Genomic DNA, 16,809 nt, shown 5'->3' on the forward strand with positions numbered 1-16,809 from the left:
TTTGGCCGCACATCCCTTTATTTTGTTTCAAATGATCCATTCAGCATCACCGGTTTTCAAGACGATCCTCAGAAATATTTGTTTTCTGTTTGCGGTGATGTGTTTGCCAGGCAATCGCTCGGTTGCCAATAACGAGTCCGTGCGTTTCGCGGAGAAGGCGAATCTGGCGTTGCGGCGTACTGCTCATCACTTGCTGATCGCCAACGGGGATACATTATCGGCCATTCCGCCAGTGAAACAACTGGATGCCAATACATTTTCGATCCGAATGGAGCATGTACTGGATTATGCGAAGCTGCCGGGTCTTTTACAGGAATCCCTTAAAATGCAAGACATTACCTCGGGGTACAATGTCGCGGTGCTGGATTGCGACAAAGGCGAATTACGGCTTGGCTATAATTTTCTTGAACTCAAACAAAAAGATGGCGTTGCATGCCAGAAACGCAAGAATGAAGGACAATGCTACCAGTTACAGGTGAGCTTTATTCCTCAGAAACAGGAAGCAAATAGCGGCGGGCAGAACTGGTTCATGTTATCTCTGGGAGGTGCGCTGGCAGGACTCGGCCTCGTGGCATGGAATAAGTCGCGGCATCGAAAAATCACAGAACCGACACAGGAAGCATTGATTTCACCCAAACTGGAATTCAGTAAATCCTACCTGGACATACAAAATCAAACATTGGTTTCCGGTAACATTGTTCAACAGCTGACGTTCCGCGAAACCAAACTTCTCGGTCTTTTTGCACGCCACACCAACCAAGTTCTGGAAAGGGATATGATCCTGAAATCGGTGTGGGAGGATGAAGGTGTGACCGTGGGCCGGAGTATTGATGTGTTTGTGTCCCGGCTCAGAAAAATGCTCGCCAATGATCCTCATGTGAAAATTACCGCCATTCACGGCGTCGGCTACAAAATGGAAGTTCATTCCTGACCCTATGTTCAAAACTTTCCTGAAAATTGCCGGTCGCCATTTGTGGCAGGCCAGGTTATATGCATGCATTAACATTACCGGTCTCGCCCTCGGCACAATCTGTGTACTGCTGGCAGCGCTTTTCATTACGGACGAGCTGAGATTTGATAATTTCCACAGCAAGAGCCCTAATCTCTACCGCATCACGACCACATTTTTGAATGAAGGCAAAATCGTCACCACCGGCGGTACCGGACAAGTGCAGGGGCCTGCATTCCAAGCTCAGGTACCCGAAGTGCGCCACTATACCCGCGTCATGGGCGGCGACATTCATGGCAACGTCCGGGCTGACGACAAGGCTTTCAAACTCAGGCTGCTATTTGTGGACGATTCATTCTTCGATGTTTTTAGTTTCAAAATCAAAACAGGCGATAAACATTCAGCGCTGAAAAACGTAAACTCGGTCGTCGTCACTGAAAAAACTGCATTGAAATTCTTTAACCGTACCGACGTCGTGGGCAGGTTTTTACAAATGGATGCAGATCCGTCGGCGATACGATTGGGCAAACCATTGGTTATTAGCGCAGTAGTTGAAGATCCGCCTATTAATTCGTCAATTCAGTTTGACATGCTGTTTCCTTTCAGCTTTATGAAGCTGTCATTTGACGATACGAGCTGGCTGAATGCATACCTGGGCACATTTGTGGTTTTGAACCCCAAAGCCGATCCCGATGCTGTTGTCAAAAAATTTAACCAGATTCATCAAATCAATGCAAAAGATCAATTATCGGCACACATAAAAGCTACCGGCGAAACCAGAAACGTTTCCTACGGCTTGCAAAACATCACTGACATTCACCTTAATCCGCAGGAGATCTCAAACCAAAACCGTGAATCCGGGGTGATCAATGGAAGCAAACCGGTTTACTCCTACATTTTCCTGGGTATTGCTATTTTCATATTGCTCATGGCGAGCATTAATTTTATCAATATCAACATTGCCAATTCCCTCAAAAGAGCGAAAGAAGTAGGCATCCGAAAATCAACCGGGAGCAGCCAGATTCAGATCCTTTTTCAGTTTTTGGGAGAGTCCGCCATTCTTTGCTTTTTTACATTAATACTGGCAACATTAGTCACGTTTGCGCTGTTACCCGTCTTTAACGAACTGGCAGGCAAGCAAATAACCTGGCAGCAACTGATTCAGCCAGGATTAGCCTTCTGGATTTTAGGAATATTGATTTTCAACACATTGGCCTCCGGGCTTTATCCAGCCTATCTTCTGTCAGGGCTGAGTCCGGTGCAGGTCCTATACAAAAAAGCAAAACTTTCGGGGCAGAATGTGCTCGGCCGCGGGCTGGTGGCATTTCAATTTGTGATCGCCATTCTTTTGGGCATTGCTACCTTGGTTTTTTACAAACAAATGCATTTCATTCAGTCCAGATATTTGGGATACAACCCTGAACTGATCGTAAAAATGAACATTTCGGGTGTGAGAGACACGCATCAGATCAATGCGGAATTCAGGAGTGAGCTGAGCAATCATTCCCTGATCAATCAATTATCACTCATCGGTGAATTTGGCTTTCGCGAAACGAAGGTGAATGATCTCAACATCCTGAGCAATTATCGGAGTATTGACCAGCATTATCTCTCCATGCTTGAAATCAGCTTAAAAGAAGGCCGGAATTTTTCCTCGCACTATCCTTCCGATCAAACACATTCAGTGCTCGTCAATGAGGCTTTTATCAAAGCCGCCAATCTTTCCAACCCTATTGGCAGGCAATTGAGGCCCGATAACTATTTTGGCGAAAATAATTTCACGATCGTCGGTATCATGAAAGACTTCCATTACAGTTCTTTAAAGGAGCGTATCCGTCCTATGATCATGCTGATGAGCGAACAATATGGCGGAGACGAAATTTGGGTCAAGATCAATCAGAACAAGCAAAAAAAAGCATTGAGCCTTCTTGAAAAAACTTTTAGAAAGATCCTTCCGTATGCTGCCTTCGAGTACACATTCCTGAATGAACAAAACGCGCTGGAGTATGAGCAGGAGTTACGATGGAAGAAAATAATCACCTATGCCACAGGATTATCTGTGCTGATTTGCAGTCTGGGGTTATTCGGGCTGGCGCATCTCGCAACGGCACAGCGCACGCGTGAAACCGGTATCCGGGTCGTACTGGGCGCAACTATTTTGGACATTGCCCTTCTTTTTTCGAAGGATTTTATGAAACCGATCCTGCTCGCAATTGTACTCGCATGTCCTGTCGGCTACTACCTGATGAGCATTTGGTTGGCCGGTTTTGCATACAAGATCAGCATTCCGTCCATAACAATGATCCTGCCAGGTTCTTTGGCCGTTCTGATCGCCCTGATAACGGTTTGCTCACAGGGAATCAAGGCTACAATGGCTGATCCGGTTCATTCTCTCGGTTCGGAATAAGGTCAGAAATGCGTTCAAAATCCGGTCATTTTTCATCGTCCGATACCGTACACATTTTGTACGATTTCGAACGATTAGGCTTTCAGAATAAAATTTAAAAATATGTAAATCAATAACTTAACCTTTTGGCAAGGCTTTTTAAAATAGGATTGGCATAAGAGACGCCGGTATAGGCATTTGCTTTTGAAATAGCTTGTCTGTAATTATACCTGAAATCTCAAACCCAAAAATTTTTATGATTAAGTTAGAAAAGATATCAAAGTATTACCCGGCAGGTTTTGGCAAGACTTACGTTTTGCGCCACATTGATTTACATATTAAGGAAGGTGAGTTTGTTTCGATCATGGGGCCATCAGGTTCAGGCAAATCCACACTCCTGCATATCCTTGGGTTACTCGAAGAACCATCGGAAGGAGAATATCTTTTCCTGGATGAGCCAGTTCAGAAATTATCCGAGAAAAAACGGACTGAGTTGCACCGTCACCACATTGGTTTTGTATTCCAGGCCTATCACCTGATCGACGAACTGACGGTTTATGAAAACATTGAAACACCATTGTTGTACAAAGGGACTTCGGGATCGGAGCGCAAAAGCAGGGTAGCAGAATTGCTGGACAGATTTAATATGGTAGCGAAAAAAGACCTTTTCCCGCACCAGCTTTCCGGAGGACAGCAGCAGCTGGTAGGTGTTGCCCGGGCCATTGTCCACAACCCAAAAGTAATTTTCGCAGATGAACCAACAGGTAACCTGCATTCAGAACAAGCCATTGAAATTATGGAACTATTCCAAAAATTGAACCAGGAAGACAAAGTCACCATAGTCCAGGTAACCCATTCAGAACTAAATGCCGGTTATGGAAACCGGGTGGTTCGATTGAAGGACGGATGGTTAGCCTAACATCATAATTATCTATTAGCCATGAAACGTTTTTTATTACTTTTTTGCCTTTTACCATTCCTCAGCCAGGCACAGGCTACCCTGACATTGGCAGAATGCGTTGACCTTTTGGTCAAGAACAACCTGACTTATCAGCAGGGAAGCCTCCAAGCCGAAGCAGCCCAGGCACAATTGCGGCAAACCAAATCGCAGATCCTTCCTCAGATCTACATCGGAGCCGATCAAAGTTTGAATATTGGTAGAAGTATTGACCAGTATACCAACGAGTATATAGATCAGGTTTATAGCTACAATGCGCTGGGAACAGGACTTAACATACCTATTTTTCAAGGTTTCAAATTACAGAACCAGATTCGTCAGGGCGTATTGCTGAAAGAGTCGGCAATGGAAAACAGGACTGCCGTGCTGAACCAGCAGACAGTGCTTTTGATGCAAGGATATGTGAATGTACTGGCAACCAAAGCATTGCTGGAAGCTGCCGATCAGCAGGTTGAGTCCTCCAAACAGCAGGTGGACCGTGTCGGAAAGCAGGTCAATGCAGGTACCGTTGGCTCAAACTTGCTTTATGAGATCAAGGCACAGCTTGCTAATGACGTTTTTGCCAAAGTGACCGCTTTGAATAACTATCGCACGGCTAGGCTGGCATTGTTTCAAAGAATCAACATCGCCCCTGATGACCAGGTGGAATTTGAAGCGCTGGCCCCGAAAGATACGACGGTTACTGCGGCAAATGCGATCGAAATTTACGAGGATGCACAAAAGACTTTTCCTGAAATTAAAAGTGCCGAACTATATCGTCAGAGCTTTTCTTATCAGGTAAAATCCATTAAAGCCGCCAACTATCCGTCGCTGAGCCTGGGAGCCAACGTACGCGCATTTTACGCATCAACCAATGCGAACCTCGATTATTTCAAGCAATTGAATGCAACCCGCAACGGCTCTTTAAGCCTCAGCCTGAATATTCCGATCATGGGCCGCTGGGTTACCCGCCCTCGGGTGGAGCTGGCGAAAGTTCAGGAACGGCAGGCACAAAACTCACTGGATGTAACCAACCAGCTCCTGCGACAAGCGATTGAACTGGCAGTACTCAACCTGAATGCATTATCGGACAAGTATTCAGCTGCCCAAGGCCAGGTAGAGTCGCTGACCGCGAGTTTCGCAGTAATAGAAAGTAAGCTCAATGCAGGCATCGCAAACTCTTATGAATATTCGCTGGCCAAAGCGAACCTGGCCAAAGCCCAGGGCAACGCGATCCAGGCAAAATATGATTTCTTAATGCAACAAAGACTTTTACAATACTATCGTCAGGGTAACTGGCAGGGGGTATTCTAGGCAGCTGTCGGCCATCGGCTTTCAGCGGTCGGCTTCTTATAAAAAATTTAATGTGCTGAAAATGCTGACGGCCGAGAGCCGAAAGCTGACAGCCATCAAGACTGTTAGGTTAAATTTGGTATCGGTAATTTTTAGAGGCAGTCCTATTCGGGCTGCCTCTTTTTTATGTTTTTTGTTAAATAAAGCTAAATAATGATACGGTTACATAAAGATTATTACCTTGCTTTTCATAACTAAAAACAACGGTCATGAAAAAACTTTTTCTAATGTTTCTGCTGGGCGGAGTCTGCCTGGCAGGCTCAGTTAATGCCCAGCTTCAAAAAGGTACGAGGTATTGGGGAGCCACTGTTACCGGTAACGGAGATCACAGTAAGTATGACTATCCGCAAAATACAGAGTGGAAAGGACATGTGCTCAACGTGACGCCTTCAGTTCAAACCGGGTGGTTTATCGATGACAATAAAATGTTCGGATTAAGGCTGAGCCCTTCTCTGAGCTGGTCTCGAAATAAAAATGATGGACCGGCTGGCGAATATAAGTCGGGCAGCAATATCATGGCGATTAATCTGGCACCATTTCTCAGACACTACAAATCTTTGAGTCCCAAGTGGGCTATCTATCTCCATTCAGCCGTCAATCTTGCTTATTTAAGATCAAAAAGCTTCAATAACGACGATAAAACCTTCGAGAATGGCTATTCGGGAGGGGTCTATCTGAACCCTGGCGTGTCTTTCTGGGTAACACCACGGTTTTCTTTGGAATCGGATATCAATGTTCTTTCACTCAATCTCGCTTATACTCATTTTAACGATAATAATTCTTTCAATTTCAATACCGGAATTACCTCTTCCATTTCTCAATATTTTGGAATTCGTGCGTCGTGGTATCTACAACCTAAATGAACCTGGTCATGAAAAAGATATTTTTATTTACTCTTCTTATACTCGCAATATCAAATAGCGCTGTTTTTGCCCAGATGGATGGCAAACGATTTATTTCCGGTTCGTTATCTGTCGGACTGGGTGCCACTAATCCCAAGCATAGCCCCTCTTCAAACAGTTACGGATATAACTTTGATATCGGTTTAGGAAAATTCAAAACGAATACCCGGGCTTCCGGCTGGAATTTGAGCACGTCTTTAACTGGCGGAAAGCAGTATGTGGGTGCAACACTCGAACCGAGAACGGTAGAGGGGATCAATGGAATAGGTGTGGGAGTGGGTCATTTCTGGCACTACTACAAACATTTCAATGAGAAGTTTGGCGTTTTTGGCGGCCCCCAGGTGAACGTGAATTACAACTATGGCAAAACCACCAATGTCCAATCGGATGGAACAACAGCGGAAATATATGAGATTAAACAGAACTCAATTTCTCTCTCACTAGGCCTCGAAGCAGGCGCTTATTACAAATTGAATGAGAGGTGGTGGCTGCTCGCCAGCCTCGGATTTTCGCAGCCGTTCGCAGCAAAATATACGCTGGAAAACACAGTCAAATTACCTGATTCAGATCAGCTAACGAGGCATAACTTCACCTATGGGTTTTATCCCGCTATTAATTTCCCTAGTGTAGGAGTGGGCCTGAGATACTTTTTCAAGGATTAAGTAAATGTCGTTTTCGTGAAATAATTGCGGTTTTTACATTAAAAACACAGTGGATATACCTTATATGGCATATCCACTTTTTGTTAGAATGAAAAAATATTACTTGGTTCTCTTCATTGCCGGGCTCACAGCCTGCCAAAAAACCAATACTAACAATATCGCTGCTCCGTGGGAGCCGGACTACAAACTTAACCGGTCCGAGAGCTCGATTGTAGCTTTTGAAAAAAAAGATGCTGAAAAAATGCCGGCGCCGGGTGGTATCGTTTTTACGGGAAGCTCATCTTTCACCAAATGGCAGTCCGCAGCCGAAGATCTTGCCCCGCTCCCGATCATTAACCGTGGCTTTGGCGGCTCTACATTACCCGAGGTGATTTACTATGCTGATCGCACCATTACCAAATACAAGCCGAAAACTGTTGTTATTTATTGTGAAAATGACATGTTCGGCTCCAAACCGAAAACACCCGAGCAGGTAAGGGACGCATATGTAACACTCGTGAAAAAAATCCGGGAAAAACTGCCTGATGTGCTGATTTATGGTGTGTCGCTAAAACCCTCTCCTTCTCGCTGGGCAAAAAAAGATGACGTCATCAAGGCGAACAAATTGATTCAGGATTATATCAAAACCGACAAGAATCATCAGTACATAGATGTGTGGCCTGTAATGTTAAAAAATGGTCGCCCGGACGGCAGTATTTTTCTTAGCGACAGCCTGCATATGAACGGTGAGGGGTATAAGCGGTGGACAAAGGTTTTCAAACCGATACTGGAAAAAACCGTGTAAAGCTATCCTGTTCTGCACTGCTTTTACAAACATTTTAAAAGAACGAATAAGGGTATAGGTTTTAACGTAAAGTCACTATATATTGACCGCAAAAATACATTTCCGGGTAAAAAAGTGATATAGCATTCTAATAATGAAAGTAACAGCGGTTTTTGACATTGGCAGGACCAATAAAAAGTATGTACTTTTTGACGAAAAGTATCAGATCTTGGAAGAATTCTCCGAATCACTTCCTGAGACCACGGACGAGGATGGCTTTCCGAGCGAAGATTGCGAGCTGCTGACCAAATGGGTTCAGGACCGGTGGAACGCATTACTTAAGAATCCGAAATATGATATTAAGGCCGTCAATGTAGCAGGTTATGGCGCGAGTCTGGTTCACCTGGATGCCGCCAACAAGCCGCTCACGCCGCTTTATTCTTACCTGAAACCGTTCCCTGAGGATTTATCCAAACAGTTTTACAGCACATACGGAGATCCTACGAGAATTTCGCTTCAAACCGGCTCGCCCAACATGGGTATGCTCAACTCCGGCATGCAGCTGTACTGGCTGAAATATACCAGGCCGGAAATTTATCAGCAGATCGTTACTACCCTGCATTTGCCCCAATACATTCTTTACCTGCTTACCGGCAGAAAAGTGAGTGATTACACCTCATTAGGCTGCCATACCGCATTATGGAGCTTCGAAATGTGGGATTACCACGAGTGGGTAAAAACCGAAGGAATTCATAAGAAACTTGCGCCTGTACTGGCGTCGTCTTCATTCATTTATCGTCACGAAGACAAAGGCATTCAGTCAGGTTTCGGCCTTCACGACAGCTCATCTGCGCTCATTCCTTACCGAATGGCGGTTAAAAAGCCTTTTGTGCTTTTGTCCACTGGTACCTGGTGCATCAATTTCAACTCGTTTGCTTCCAAGCCGCTGACGTCTTATCAGCTGGAACGTGACTGCATGAACTACCTGACGCCGGAAGGTAGCGGCGTTACTGCTTCGCGCTTATTTTTGGGCCGCGAGCACGATTATCAGGTCGCACGGATAGCTGAGTATTTCCGCATTGAAGGTGATTTTTACAAAAAAGTAGTATTCAATGACGATATCCTGAAAGCGGATACACCACCATTCTACACGGCTTGTATGACCGGCAACGGGCCTTTCCCGGAAGCCAACACGCAGGAATGGCAAATCAGTGCTTTCAGCTCGGCCGAAGCAGCATATCACCATTTGATCAAAGGTTTGACGGAGCTACTTTTTGTTTCGCTCGACCTGGTAGGAGTTAATGATGTTCAGGCGATTTATATTGACGGTGGGTTTGCAAGAAATGAAATTTTCACCAGGCTGATCGCCCGCAGATATCCTAAACACAAGGTTTATGCGACAGATCTGCCATATGCGACGTCCCTGGGCGCTGCGCTGCACGTGACACGCCCACAGACATTTGATTTTTCATCGGAGATAAGAGAAATCGCTCCCTAACCCTAGCTGATCCTGCTCCAGTTTGTTTCCTCTTTACGCAAATTCTCCAAATGGGCGCGTATGGGCTGATTGACAGACTGGAGCAAATCGGGGTCTTCGGTTAAAATAGCTTCCGCCGACTGCCTCGCAGCTTTCAATATCTCTCCGTCCTGCGCCAGGTTCGCCACCAAAAGATCGACCAGACCGCTTTGCTGCGTTCCTGAGATGTCGCCCGGCCCCCTCAATTGTAAATCTACCTCGGCTATCTCAAACCCGTCATTGGTTCGGCACATCGTTTCAATGCGTAATTTGGTCTCCTTGCTGATCTTGTAATCCGTAATGAGGATACAGTAGGATTGCTCGGCACCACGTCCTACCCTGCCCCGTAACTGGTGTAGTTGCGATAATCCAAAGCGCTCAGCGTTTTCAATCACCATTACCGAGGCGTTGGGCACATTCACTCCTACTTCTATCACGGTCGTCGCTACCATAATTTTGGTTTCACCACGCACAAAACGGCCCATTTCATAGTCTTTATCCTGCGATTTCATTTTACCGTGCAGAATGCTGAGCGGCACATCGGGAAAAGCTCTCGCAACACTTTCGTAGCCATCCATAAGATCTTTGAGGTCCATTTTCTCAGATTCCTCAATCAATGGGTAAACCATATAAATCTGTCGTCCCTTGGCAATTTCTTCTTTCAAAAAACCAAAAACCGATAACCTGTGCGCATCATAGCGATGGACAGTTTTTATGGGCTTTCGTCCTGCCGGCAATTCATTAATCGCCGAAATGTCCAGGTCGCCGTAAAGCGTCATGGCCAATGTCCTGGGTATGGGAGTAGCGGTCATTACCAGCATATGCGGGCTGATACGAGGGTTTTTGGCCCATAGCTTGGCACGTTGAGCGACACCAAACCTATGCTGCTCATCGATGATGCAAAGTCCCAGATTTTTGAACTGTACAATGTCTTCAATCAACGCATGTGTGCCGACAATGATGTGTAAAGAGCCATCCAGCAGCTGCTTATGAATTATTTCACGTTCTTTCTTTTTCGTGGAACCGGTGAGTTTTCCAATGGTCACCCCCAAAAGGTCAGCGAACTTTTTTAAGCCCTGATAATGCTGGTCTGTAAGTATTTCTGTCGGCGCCATTAAACAGGCCTGTGCATCGTTGTCCAGCGCGAAAAGCGTTGCAATGAACGCCACAATGGTTTTTCCAGAACCTACATCGCCCTGCAAGAGCCGGTTCATTTGCTTGCCGGTTTTGAGGTCTTCGTGAATTTCGTGCAGTACCCGGATTTGTGCATTGGTAAGCGTAAATGGCAAATGCTTGTCATAGAACTCTTTGACCAATGCCGCTTTACTAAACACCAGGCCTGGAAATTCAGTCTTATGCAGCAACTTGTTTTTAATCAGCCGGAACTGATTATAAAACAGCTCTTCAAATTTCAGCCTGCGTTGCGATTGGTGAAGGCCTTGCTGATTTTGGGGCAAATGGAAGTTCCAAAGTGCATCTGCTTTTGAAACCAGCCGGTATTTCTGGACCAGGTTTTCGGGAAGTGTTTCCTTGATGTATGGCCGGGATATTTCCAGCAAGCTCTTCATGATTCTGCTCAGCGCACGGCTATCCAGAAATTTCTTGCGCAACTTTTCAGTGAGCGGGTAGATCGGTTGCCAAAAACCGCCTTGTTCATTTTCCGCAGTAACCAGGTCAATATCAGGATGCGTAATGCTCCATCTCCCTCCAAACGCAACTGGTTTTCCGTATACAATGTACTCAGTATTAGCCCTGAGGTTCTTTTCATACCAGGCAACACTCTGAAACCACACGAGCTCGATCAGGCCGGTACCGTCTGTAAAATAACCTACCAGTCTTTTTTTATGGCCTTCGCCAATCGTAGTCCATTCCCTGAGCCGTCCACGGATTTGGGCCGCAGGCATTTGCTCATTGAGCGTATTGATCTTGTGAAAAACAGAGCGGTCTTCGTGCCGGAATGGATAATGCTGAATAAGATCTCCAAATGTAAATATCCCTAGCTCCTGATTCAGCAAAGCGGCTTTTTGAGGCCCTACTCCTTTCAGGAATTCAATTTTAGTGTCAAAAAAACGGGTCCGTACAGATGGGTTTGTTTCTGAAGTCATCGCTCAAATATAGCTTGAAATCACTAAAACAACGATTGTGGGTACTACATATGTTAATCTAAGTTAACGGGCGAGTATAGGTCTTGGTTCACAACTTTTGAATTACGTATTTCGTTAAATTTTAAATTATCTATTCAACCAAACCAATTACTAAATTCTTATTTTTTTATGAAAACAACATTTTTATCGCTTTTCCTGACCCTTATCGCATTTACCTGGGCTTCTGCACAAAGCCCCCGGATTACTGCTGATGGCAAAAACGTAAGTATTTCTTATGGTCAGCCATCTAAAAAAGGGCGTGTTCTTTTTGGAAAAGCAGGCAGCGGAAGTCTTGAACCTTATGGAAAAGTTTGGCGGATCGGTGCAAATGAAGCCACAGAGATTACTTTTAAAAAGGATGGTATGTTTGGCGGCAAGGCCGTAAAAGCGGGAACTTATACACTTTTTGCATTACCTACCGAAAAAGACTGGACTATCATCCTGAACAGCGAACTGAAACAATGGGGAGCTTACAAATACGAGGAGATAAAAGCAAAAGACGTATTAAAAGTGACTGTTCCCAACAAAACATATCCACAATCAGAAGAGAAACTTACCTTCACGGTAAAAGACACCTCTCTTGACTTTCAATGGGACAAAGTAGGGTTCTCGGTTCCTTTGAAGTTTTAATTACCTGTAACACAAAGCCTTTTGCCATCTCAAACGACTTTGTCATTAAACCTTTTGTCACAAGGAGCGGAGTCGAAATGCAGTACAATGCTACATTTCGACTCCGCTCCTTTGTGACAAGTCAAGTCGCCAGGTCAATGTGACAAGTTGCTTCTCTCAATGCGACAAGCTATCTACAAATTCTGCCGGATCATATTTTCAAGTACCTGCAAGTGTTCCGTAAAAGCCTTGTGCCCCTCATCAGTGGCTTTATAGATTGTCAGAGGCTTTCTGCCCAGGAACTGCTTTTGAAATTCAACGTATTTTATTTCTTCGAGGGCCTTCAAATGTGAAGCCAGGTTACCATCTGTGAGCTGCAAAAGATCTTTCAGTTCATTAAAACTGAGAGAATCGTTCACCACTAACACGGACATTAGCCCGAGCCTGATCTTACTTTCAAAAACTTTATTAAACTTTTCTAACCATTCCATTATACCAGCCCCGTTGCCAGGTCTTTAACCCAATTTATTGATCGGCATCCAATAGGAGCATCGCATCGCGGTTCCGCAGCCACACGGCCTGATCACGCAGGTTATTCGCCTGCATGGTGAGGACGGATGACACGATGCCGGTGCCTACTGACACCCAAAAGAATTTTTTAAGATTGTCCCGGTTACCTGAGATCAGCGAAATGATGGATCCTGCTGAGCCAGCTACTGAAATAACCAAGCCAATGCTTCTCATCCGCCTGGACTTTACATAAAGCTGCAGCCCGCCTTCTGAGATCATAAACTCCCGGCGCAATGCCTTTTGACCGGTATAAATAACATTGTTTTTTACGAAACTACTGCCACCACGCATGTAAATAGTCTCTTTATCATACCATCTTTTAGCTTTGCTGAGTGTACTGTCGCCCGGGATCTGCGCATGGCTATTGATTGACACCAATAAGAATATCAATCCAACGATACTTTTAGCACCTGTTTTCCCCACAGAAAGTTTCTCCCTGTCGTAGCGGTTATACATTGTCAGTCCATAGATAATGTGCAACACACCAAACCCAAATGCCCAGAAAAGAAGGGAATAACCGGTCAGGAACAATGCAATGCAGCCAATACCGATTTCTGACAAACCGAGAAAAAACACTTCGGGATACGTAAACCGGCTCGCATTGACCAATGCCAGACCATAGAAAATAAGGGTAACCGGAAAAACAAGCCAGATAATGCCGTAATAAAGCATCGCAATGCAGAACACCCCACCCGTGGCGAGCGGTATCAGCATGCTGACCAGCAGTCGTTTGGAGCTTCCGTTCCAAAGCGTGAGACCGCGTTTCTTTCCCTTGCGAACGGTCATGATAATACCAACTGCGAGTGATAGAAATAAGACACAGATGCCATCAAGCAACAGAAACTGAATGATGCCCTGGCGGGAATGTCCTGCATAAGTGCCGAAAGGGATCAGAATATCAGCCAGCCAGTCCGTTTTAAACCGCACATACGCTACGCTTGCCCCGATGAGTGCAAACACGCCTGCGAAAACGCCGCTCAGTCCGCTGAGCGATAAAAATTTTGAAGACCGCTCCATCAGGTTGCGGATTTCATTCAAGGTATGCAGAGAATCCTGACTAGGGTTCATAAATCAGTTTTGGAAAAAGTCCTTACGGGGAAATTAGAAAAACAGCAACACTTTTGGAATAAAAATGACCCCACCCACAATGACCGCTGAAATGGCGAGTATCAACACGCCGGCCGCAGCCGTGTCCTTTACTATCTTGATCACAGGATGATAGTCGGCGGAGACCAGATCTGCAAGCTTCTCAATGGCCGTATTGAATGCCTCAGCAGACCACACCAGCGCGATCTGAATCACGATCAATAACCATTCAACCGGGGATATTTTGAAAAAGACGCCTGCTATAATTACTACTATGCAAGCCATCAGGTGAATGCGGGCATTGTTCTCGTAGCGGAACAAATTGTAAATACCCACTCCGGCATAGCGGAAACTGCGCAGAGCCTTAGGAATATTTATGGGTCCGTTCATTTTGTTTCAGTTCAGCGAAAATATGGAACGCAAAGTACAACAACATCAGCACGAACGAAAACGTGAATGTGTGTCTTATAGCCAGCGGATCTCTCAAACTGGCAAAAATACCCCGGGCCAGTGCACCAGGCTGCGTTACAATGTCCCAGCTGTTCCACCTTCCGTAGCGGCCCAGGAATACGCCAAACCCACTCATAAACATCGCTATTAAGATGGTAGCCCAGGCTAACCTTTCGTTCCAGCGTTGTGTGATGATCCGGTGCACAATGCGGATGCTGTAAAGACCGGTCAGAAATCCGGCTACGGAGAAGGTAAAGATCATGATTGCGTCAAACCAGATCATATTTTCTGGCACTCCCCTCAAATGTTTGAGATCGGTGATGATATAAGGTGCGTTAGGAAAGAACAGCAGCCATATCACAAGATAAATCATTAATAATCCGAAAGGAACCTGACGTTTCACTTCCTGCTCCCAGACCCATTTAATAAAAACCAATGGCACCCAGGCCAAGAACAAATTCCAGGCGAGAAAAATAAAATGCCAGTCACGAAGCCCGATCCTAAGTGCAAGCAATACCATTGCCGCCCCTGAAACAAATGCAAGAAGCGCTACTTTTTGGTTGTTTTGAAGGTAACGTACCAGTTTTTCCAATGTCATATCTGTTTTTGATAAAGTACTTTGAATTACAAAGTAAATAAATCAAAAGGACTTCTTCAAAAAGAATTTGGGCAGCTCGACGATATGTAGGGATTTACTTTTTGCTGTTTTCTTCAAAGGCCTTCATCATAGCCCATTCACGCCCGGCAGTCTTTGCTTTGAAAGTTTCCAGGCAGCCTCTGTCTTGCAGCGTAATGTAGCAGGTCTTGCCGTTGCGGCCGCCGAAACAGATATTGGATACTTTTTTGCCAATCGTTTGAATCGTCTGGATTACCTTGCCTTCTGGTGAAAGTACTGCTACCTCACCTTTTCCATGCCTGGCTATATACAGGTTTCCATGTATATCGACACGCATTCCGTCCATCCCACCGTCTTCAAACTTGTGCAAGAGCTTTTTATTGGATAATGTCCCGTCGGGGGCAAGGTCAAAAACCCATACGTTTCGTTGCACGCTTTCGTTGACATAGAGCTTTTTCTCGTCGGGACTTACGTCTATTCCGTTGGTAGTACCCATCTTTTCAGCCACTAGCCGGGTCTTGCCGTCGGGAGAAACGTGCCAAATCTGCCCGGTACCGTCTTTCCAGTTAGGATCCGAGCAAAAAATGTGACCAGAAGCGGTAATAGCCAGGTCATTAGGCTGGTCCATTTTGGGCTCATTGGCAAATACACTTACATCCTTCGTGATGAGATTTACTTTCAGAACGTTGTGCCCGGTAAAGTCAGCCACGTAGAATGTGTTCTTATCCGCAAAACGAATACCATTACCTGTGCTGCCTTTGGGAAGTGTCACGAAAAAACTTGCATTACCTTTGCCGTTCATAATGGCGATAGTACCGTCCCGGGCGAAGTTCACAGCATACACATTCCCATCACTATCCACTGCCGGCCCTTCACAGTTACTTGTAAATTCGCCTTCACTGGAAAATTTCTTACTTTTTGTCTGAGCGAAAGCAATTTGGGTCAATAGCAAAAAAACAGAGACGAGGAGCGTAAGAGTTTTATTCATAAATATTTCTCAATCAAATAATTACTAGTTTTTCCATTTAATTGCGCAGCCAACCGGTTTGGTAATGGTGGTTACCACCGGTTTCCCTCCTATCAGGTTAGAGACAGCTTCTTCGGCATACAGCTTGGTTACACCAGCCGGATCCTGCGGATTATCGTCGATCATACCGATATAACGTACTGTAAATTTGGCCCCGCTTTTTTGCAATACATAAGCTTGCGGTGTACGGGCAGCACCAAATGCTTTGGCAGTCTGCTGCGAATCGTCCACAAGGTAAGGATAGCCATAGCTTTTGGCAGAAGCACGTTCCTTCATTTTTTCGAATGTATCGTCCTGATGCGTTCCGGGATCACTCGGATTGACGGCAATCACCGGAAATCCCTGTGATGCGAATTTACCATTCAGTGCGATGATACGGTCTTCATATGCTTTTGCAAAAGGACAATGGTTGCTTGTAAAAATCACGATCACACCCTTGACATTGTTAAAATCGTTGAGGGAAACCATATTTCCGTCGGTATTTTTCAACCGGAAGTTTGCTACCGCGTCCCCGATCTGGTAACCCGCCGCATTTTGTCCTGCAACAGCATTTTTCGACTCCCTCAGATCAGCTGAGAAAGATTGGGGCGCCAGCACCACGCACAGAACCATTGAAACCCACAGACAAATTTTCATTTTTTTGCTTTTAGTAATCATTCTATGGTTAGACGTAATCTATCAATAAAAGTAACAAACCGGACTGTTAAAGTTTGTTAAGACAATCAATAAACCATTACTGACTAAACGTTATGATGGCGACATAATATATAAAGGTAATGCTTCGGCCCGCTTTAACTATCCAGGGGCAAATAATTATGCCAAAGACGTGAACATCGGTA

The 16,809-nt window shown here is 45.1% G+C and carries 16 protein-coding genes; 9 read left to right on the top strand and 7 right to left on the bottom strand.

The genetic code is table 11. The features are described from left to right. Positions 1-31: 31 nt before the first annotated feature. The 8 genes from ON006_RS19075 (at position 32) to ON006_RS19110 (ending at position 9,450) form a co-directional block, all read left to right on the top strand. Positions 32-931, top strand: coding sequence for a winged helix-turn-helix domain-containing protein (locus ON006_RS19075; protein WP_244820965.1), 900 nt, complete (start codon positions 32-34; stop codon positions 929-931). A gap of 4 nt (positions 932-935) precedes the next feature. After that, positions 936-3,356: an ABC transporter permease gene (locus ON006_RS19080; protein ID WP_244820966.1), complete on the top strand. Its 2,421-nt coding sequence runs from the start codon at positions 936-938 to the stop codon at positions 3,354-3,356. Between the two features lie 235 nt (positions 3,357-3,591). Beyond that, positions 3,592-4,254 carry an ABC transporter ATP-binding protein gene (locus tag ON006_RS19085; RefSeq protein ID WP_244820967.1) on the top strand — a complete coding sequence of 221 codons (663 nt, stop codon included), beginning with the start codon at positions 3,592-3,594 and terminating at the stop codon, positions 4,252-4,254. 21 nt (positions 4,255-4,275) lie between these two features. Continuing rightward, complete coding sequence (locus ON006_RS19090) at positions 4,276-5,586, top strand: TolC family protein (protein WP_244820968.1); 1,311 nt, start codon at positions 4,276-4,278, stop codon at positions 5,584-5,586. A 248-nt stretch (positions 5,587-5,834) separates the two neighbouring features. Next, positions 5,835-6,488 (top strand): hypothetical protein, encoded by a 654-nt coding sequence (locus ON006_RS19095; protein WP_244820969.1) that lies wholly within the window; start codon positions 5,835-5,837, stop codon positions 6,486-6,488. Between the two features lie 8 nt (positions 6,489-6,496). Then, positions 6,497-7,189 carry an outer membrane beta-barrel protein gene (locus ON006_RS19100; RefSeq protein ID WP_244820970.1) on the top strand — a complete coding sequence of 231 codons (693 nt, stop codon included), beginning with the start codon at positions 6,497-6,499 and terminating at the stop codon, positions 7,187-7,189. Positions 7,190-7,277: 88 nt separating this feature from the next. Beyond that, positions 7,278-7,973 carry a GDSL-type esterase/lipase family protein gene (locus tag ON006_RS19105; RefSeq protein WP_244820971.1) on the top strand — a complete coding sequence of 232 codons (696 nt, stop codon included), beginning with the start codon at positions 7,278-7,280 and terminating at the stop codon, positions 7,971-7,973. A 133-nt stretch (positions 7,974-8,106) separates the two neighbouring features. Further along, the gene (locus ON006_RS19110; RefSeq protein ID WP_244820972.1) at positions 8,107-9,450 is read left to right on the top strand and encodes an FGGY-family carbohydrate kinase; all 1,344 of its coding nucleotides are present in this window, start codon (positions 8,107-8,109) and stop codon (positions 9,448-9,450) included. Positions 9,451-9,452: 2 nt separating this feature from the next. Here ON006_RS19110 and recG read toward each other — a convergent pair whose 3' ends face one another. Continuing rightward, the gene (gene recG, locus ON006_RS19115; RefSeq protein ID WP_244820973.1) at positions 9,453-11,573 is read right to left on the bottom strand and encodes an ATP-dependent DNA helicase RecG; all 2,121 of its coding nucleotides are present in this window, start codon (positions 11,571-11,573) and stop codon (positions 9,453-9,455) included. 168 nt (positions 11,574-11,741) lie between these two features. On the opposite strand from recG, the gene ON006_RS19120 reads away from it, so the two are divergent. After that, positions 11,742-12,242, top strand: a complete 501-nt coding sequence (locus ON006_RS19120) for a DUF2911 domain-containing protein (RefSeq protein WP_244820974.1) — start codon at positions 11,742-11,744, stop codon at positions 12,240-12,242. A 173-nt stretch (positions 12,243-12,415) separates the two neighbouring features. Here ON006_RS19120 and ON006_RS19125 read toward each other — a convergent pair whose 3' ends face one another. The 6 genes from ON006_RS19125 to ON006_RS19150 form a co-directional block, all read right to left on the bottom strand. Continuing rightward, the gene (locus ON006_RS19125) at positions 12,416-12,712 is read right to left on the bottom strand and encodes a winged helix-turn-helix domain-containing protein (RefSeq protein WP_244820975.1); all 297 of its coding nucleotides are present in this window, start codon (positions 12,710-12,712) and stop codon (positions 12,416-12,418) included. A gap of 34 nt (positions 12,713-12,746) precedes the next feature. Further along, positions 12,747-13,859: a hypothetical protein gene (locus ON006_RS32165; RefSeq protein WP_310590199.1), complete on the bottom strand. Its 1,113-nt coding sequence runs from the start codon at positions 13,857-13,859 to the stop codon at positions 12,747-12,749. A gap of 33 nt (positions 13,860-13,892) precedes the next feature. Beyond that, complete coding sequence (locus ON006_RS19135; RefSeq protein WP_244820976.1) at positions 13,893-14,267, bottom strand: diacylglycerol kinase family protein; 375 nt, start codon at positions 14,265-14,267, stop codon at positions 13,893-13,895. Continuing rightward, positions 14,242-14,925 carry a DUF1361 domain-containing protein gene (locus tag ON006_RS19140; RefSeq protein WP_244820977.1) on the bottom strand — a complete coding sequence of 228 codons (684 nt, stop codon included), beginning with the start codon at positions 14,923-14,925 and terminating at the stop codon, positions 14,242-14,244. The genes ON006_RS19135 and ON006_RS19140 overlap by 26 nt, the downstream gene beginning before the upstream one ends. Positions 14,926-15,019: 94 nt before the next feature. Then, the gene (locus tag ON006_RS19145) at positions 15,020-15,931 is read right to left on the bottom strand and encodes an SMP-30/gluconolactonase/LRE family protein (protein WP_244820978.1); all 912 of its coding nucleotides are present in this window, start codon (positions 15,929-15,931) and stop codon (positions 15,020-15,022) included. A gap of 24 nt (positions 15,932-15,955) precedes the next feature. After that, positions 15,956-16,606, bottom strand: coding sequence for a thioredoxin family protein (locus ON006_RS19150; protein ID WP_244820979.1), 651 nt, complete (start codon positions 16,604-16,606; stop codon positions 15,956-15,958). Between the last annotated feature and the right edge of the window lie 203 nt (positions 16,607-16,809).

The sequence above is a fragment of the Dyadobacter pollutisoli genome (assembly GCF_026625565.1).
In the GTDB taxonomy this organism is placed as follows: domain Bacteria; phylum Bacteroidota; class Bacteroidia; order Cytophagales; family Spirosomataceae; genus Dyadobacter; species Dyadobacter pollutisoli.

Coding starts and splice junctions, on each gene's coding strand:
- ON006_RS19150 (WP_244820979.1), bottom strand. CDS start 16,606: ATGAAAATTTGTCTGTGGGTTTCAATGGTTCTGTGCGTGGTGCTGGCG.
- ON006_RS32165 (WP_310590199.1), bottom strand. CDS start 13,859: ATGAACCCTAGTCAGGATTCTCTGCATACCTTGAATGAAATCCGCAAC.
- ON006_RS19100 (WP_244820970.1), top strand. CDS start 6,497: ATGAAAAAGATATTTTTATTTACTCTTCTTATACTCGCAATATCAAAT.
- ON006_RS19095 (WP_244820969.1), top strand. CDS start 5,835: ATGAAAAAACTTTTTCTAATGTTTCTGCTGGGCGGAGTCTGCCTGGCA.
- ON006_RS19120 (WP_244820974.1), top strand. CDS start 11,742: ATGAAAACAACATTTTTATCGCTTTTCCTGACCCTTATCGCATTTACC.
- ON006_RS19125 (WP_244820975.1), bottom strand. CDS start 12,712: ATGGAATGGTTAGAAAAGTTTAATAAAGTTTTTGAAAGTAAGATCAGG.
- ON006_RS19090 (WP_244820968.1), top strand. CDS start 4,276: ATGAAACGTTTTTTATTACTTTTTTGCCTTTTACCATTCCTCAGCCAG.
- ON006_RS19110 (WP_244820972.1), top strand. CDS start 8,107: ATGAAAGTAACAGCGGTTTTTGACATTGGCAGGACCAATAAAAAGTAT.
- ON006_RS19105 (WP_244820971.1), top strand. CDS start 7,278: ATGAAAAAATATTACTTGGTTCTCTTCATTGCCGGGCTCACAGCCTGC.
- ON006_RS19080 (WP_244820966.1), top strand. CDS start 936: ATGTTCAAAACTTTCCTGAAAATTGCCGGTCGCCATTTGTGGCAGGCC.
- recG (WP_244820973.1), bottom strand. CDS start 11,573: ATGACTTCAGAAACAAACCCATCTGTACGGACCCGTTTTTTTGACACT.
- ON006_RS19085 (WP_244820967.1), top strand. CDS start 3,592: ATGATTAAGTTAGAAAAGATATCAAAGTATTACCCGGCAGGTTTTGGC.
- ON006_RS19135 (WP_244820976.1), bottom strand. CDS start 14,267: ATGAACGGACCCATAAATATTCCTAAGGCTCTGCGCAGTTTCCGCTAT.
- ON006_RS19145 (WP_244820978.1), bottom strand. CDS start 15,931: ATGAATAAAACTCTTACGCTCCTCGTCTCTGTTTTTTTGCTATTGACC.
- ON006_RS19075 (WP_244820965.1), top strand. CDS start 32: ATGATCCATTCAGCATCACCGGTTTTCAAGACGATCCTCAGAAATATT.
- ON006_RS19140 (WP_244820977.1), bottom strand. CDS start 14,925: ATGACATTGGAAAAACTGGTACGTTACCTTCAAAACAACCAAAAAGTA.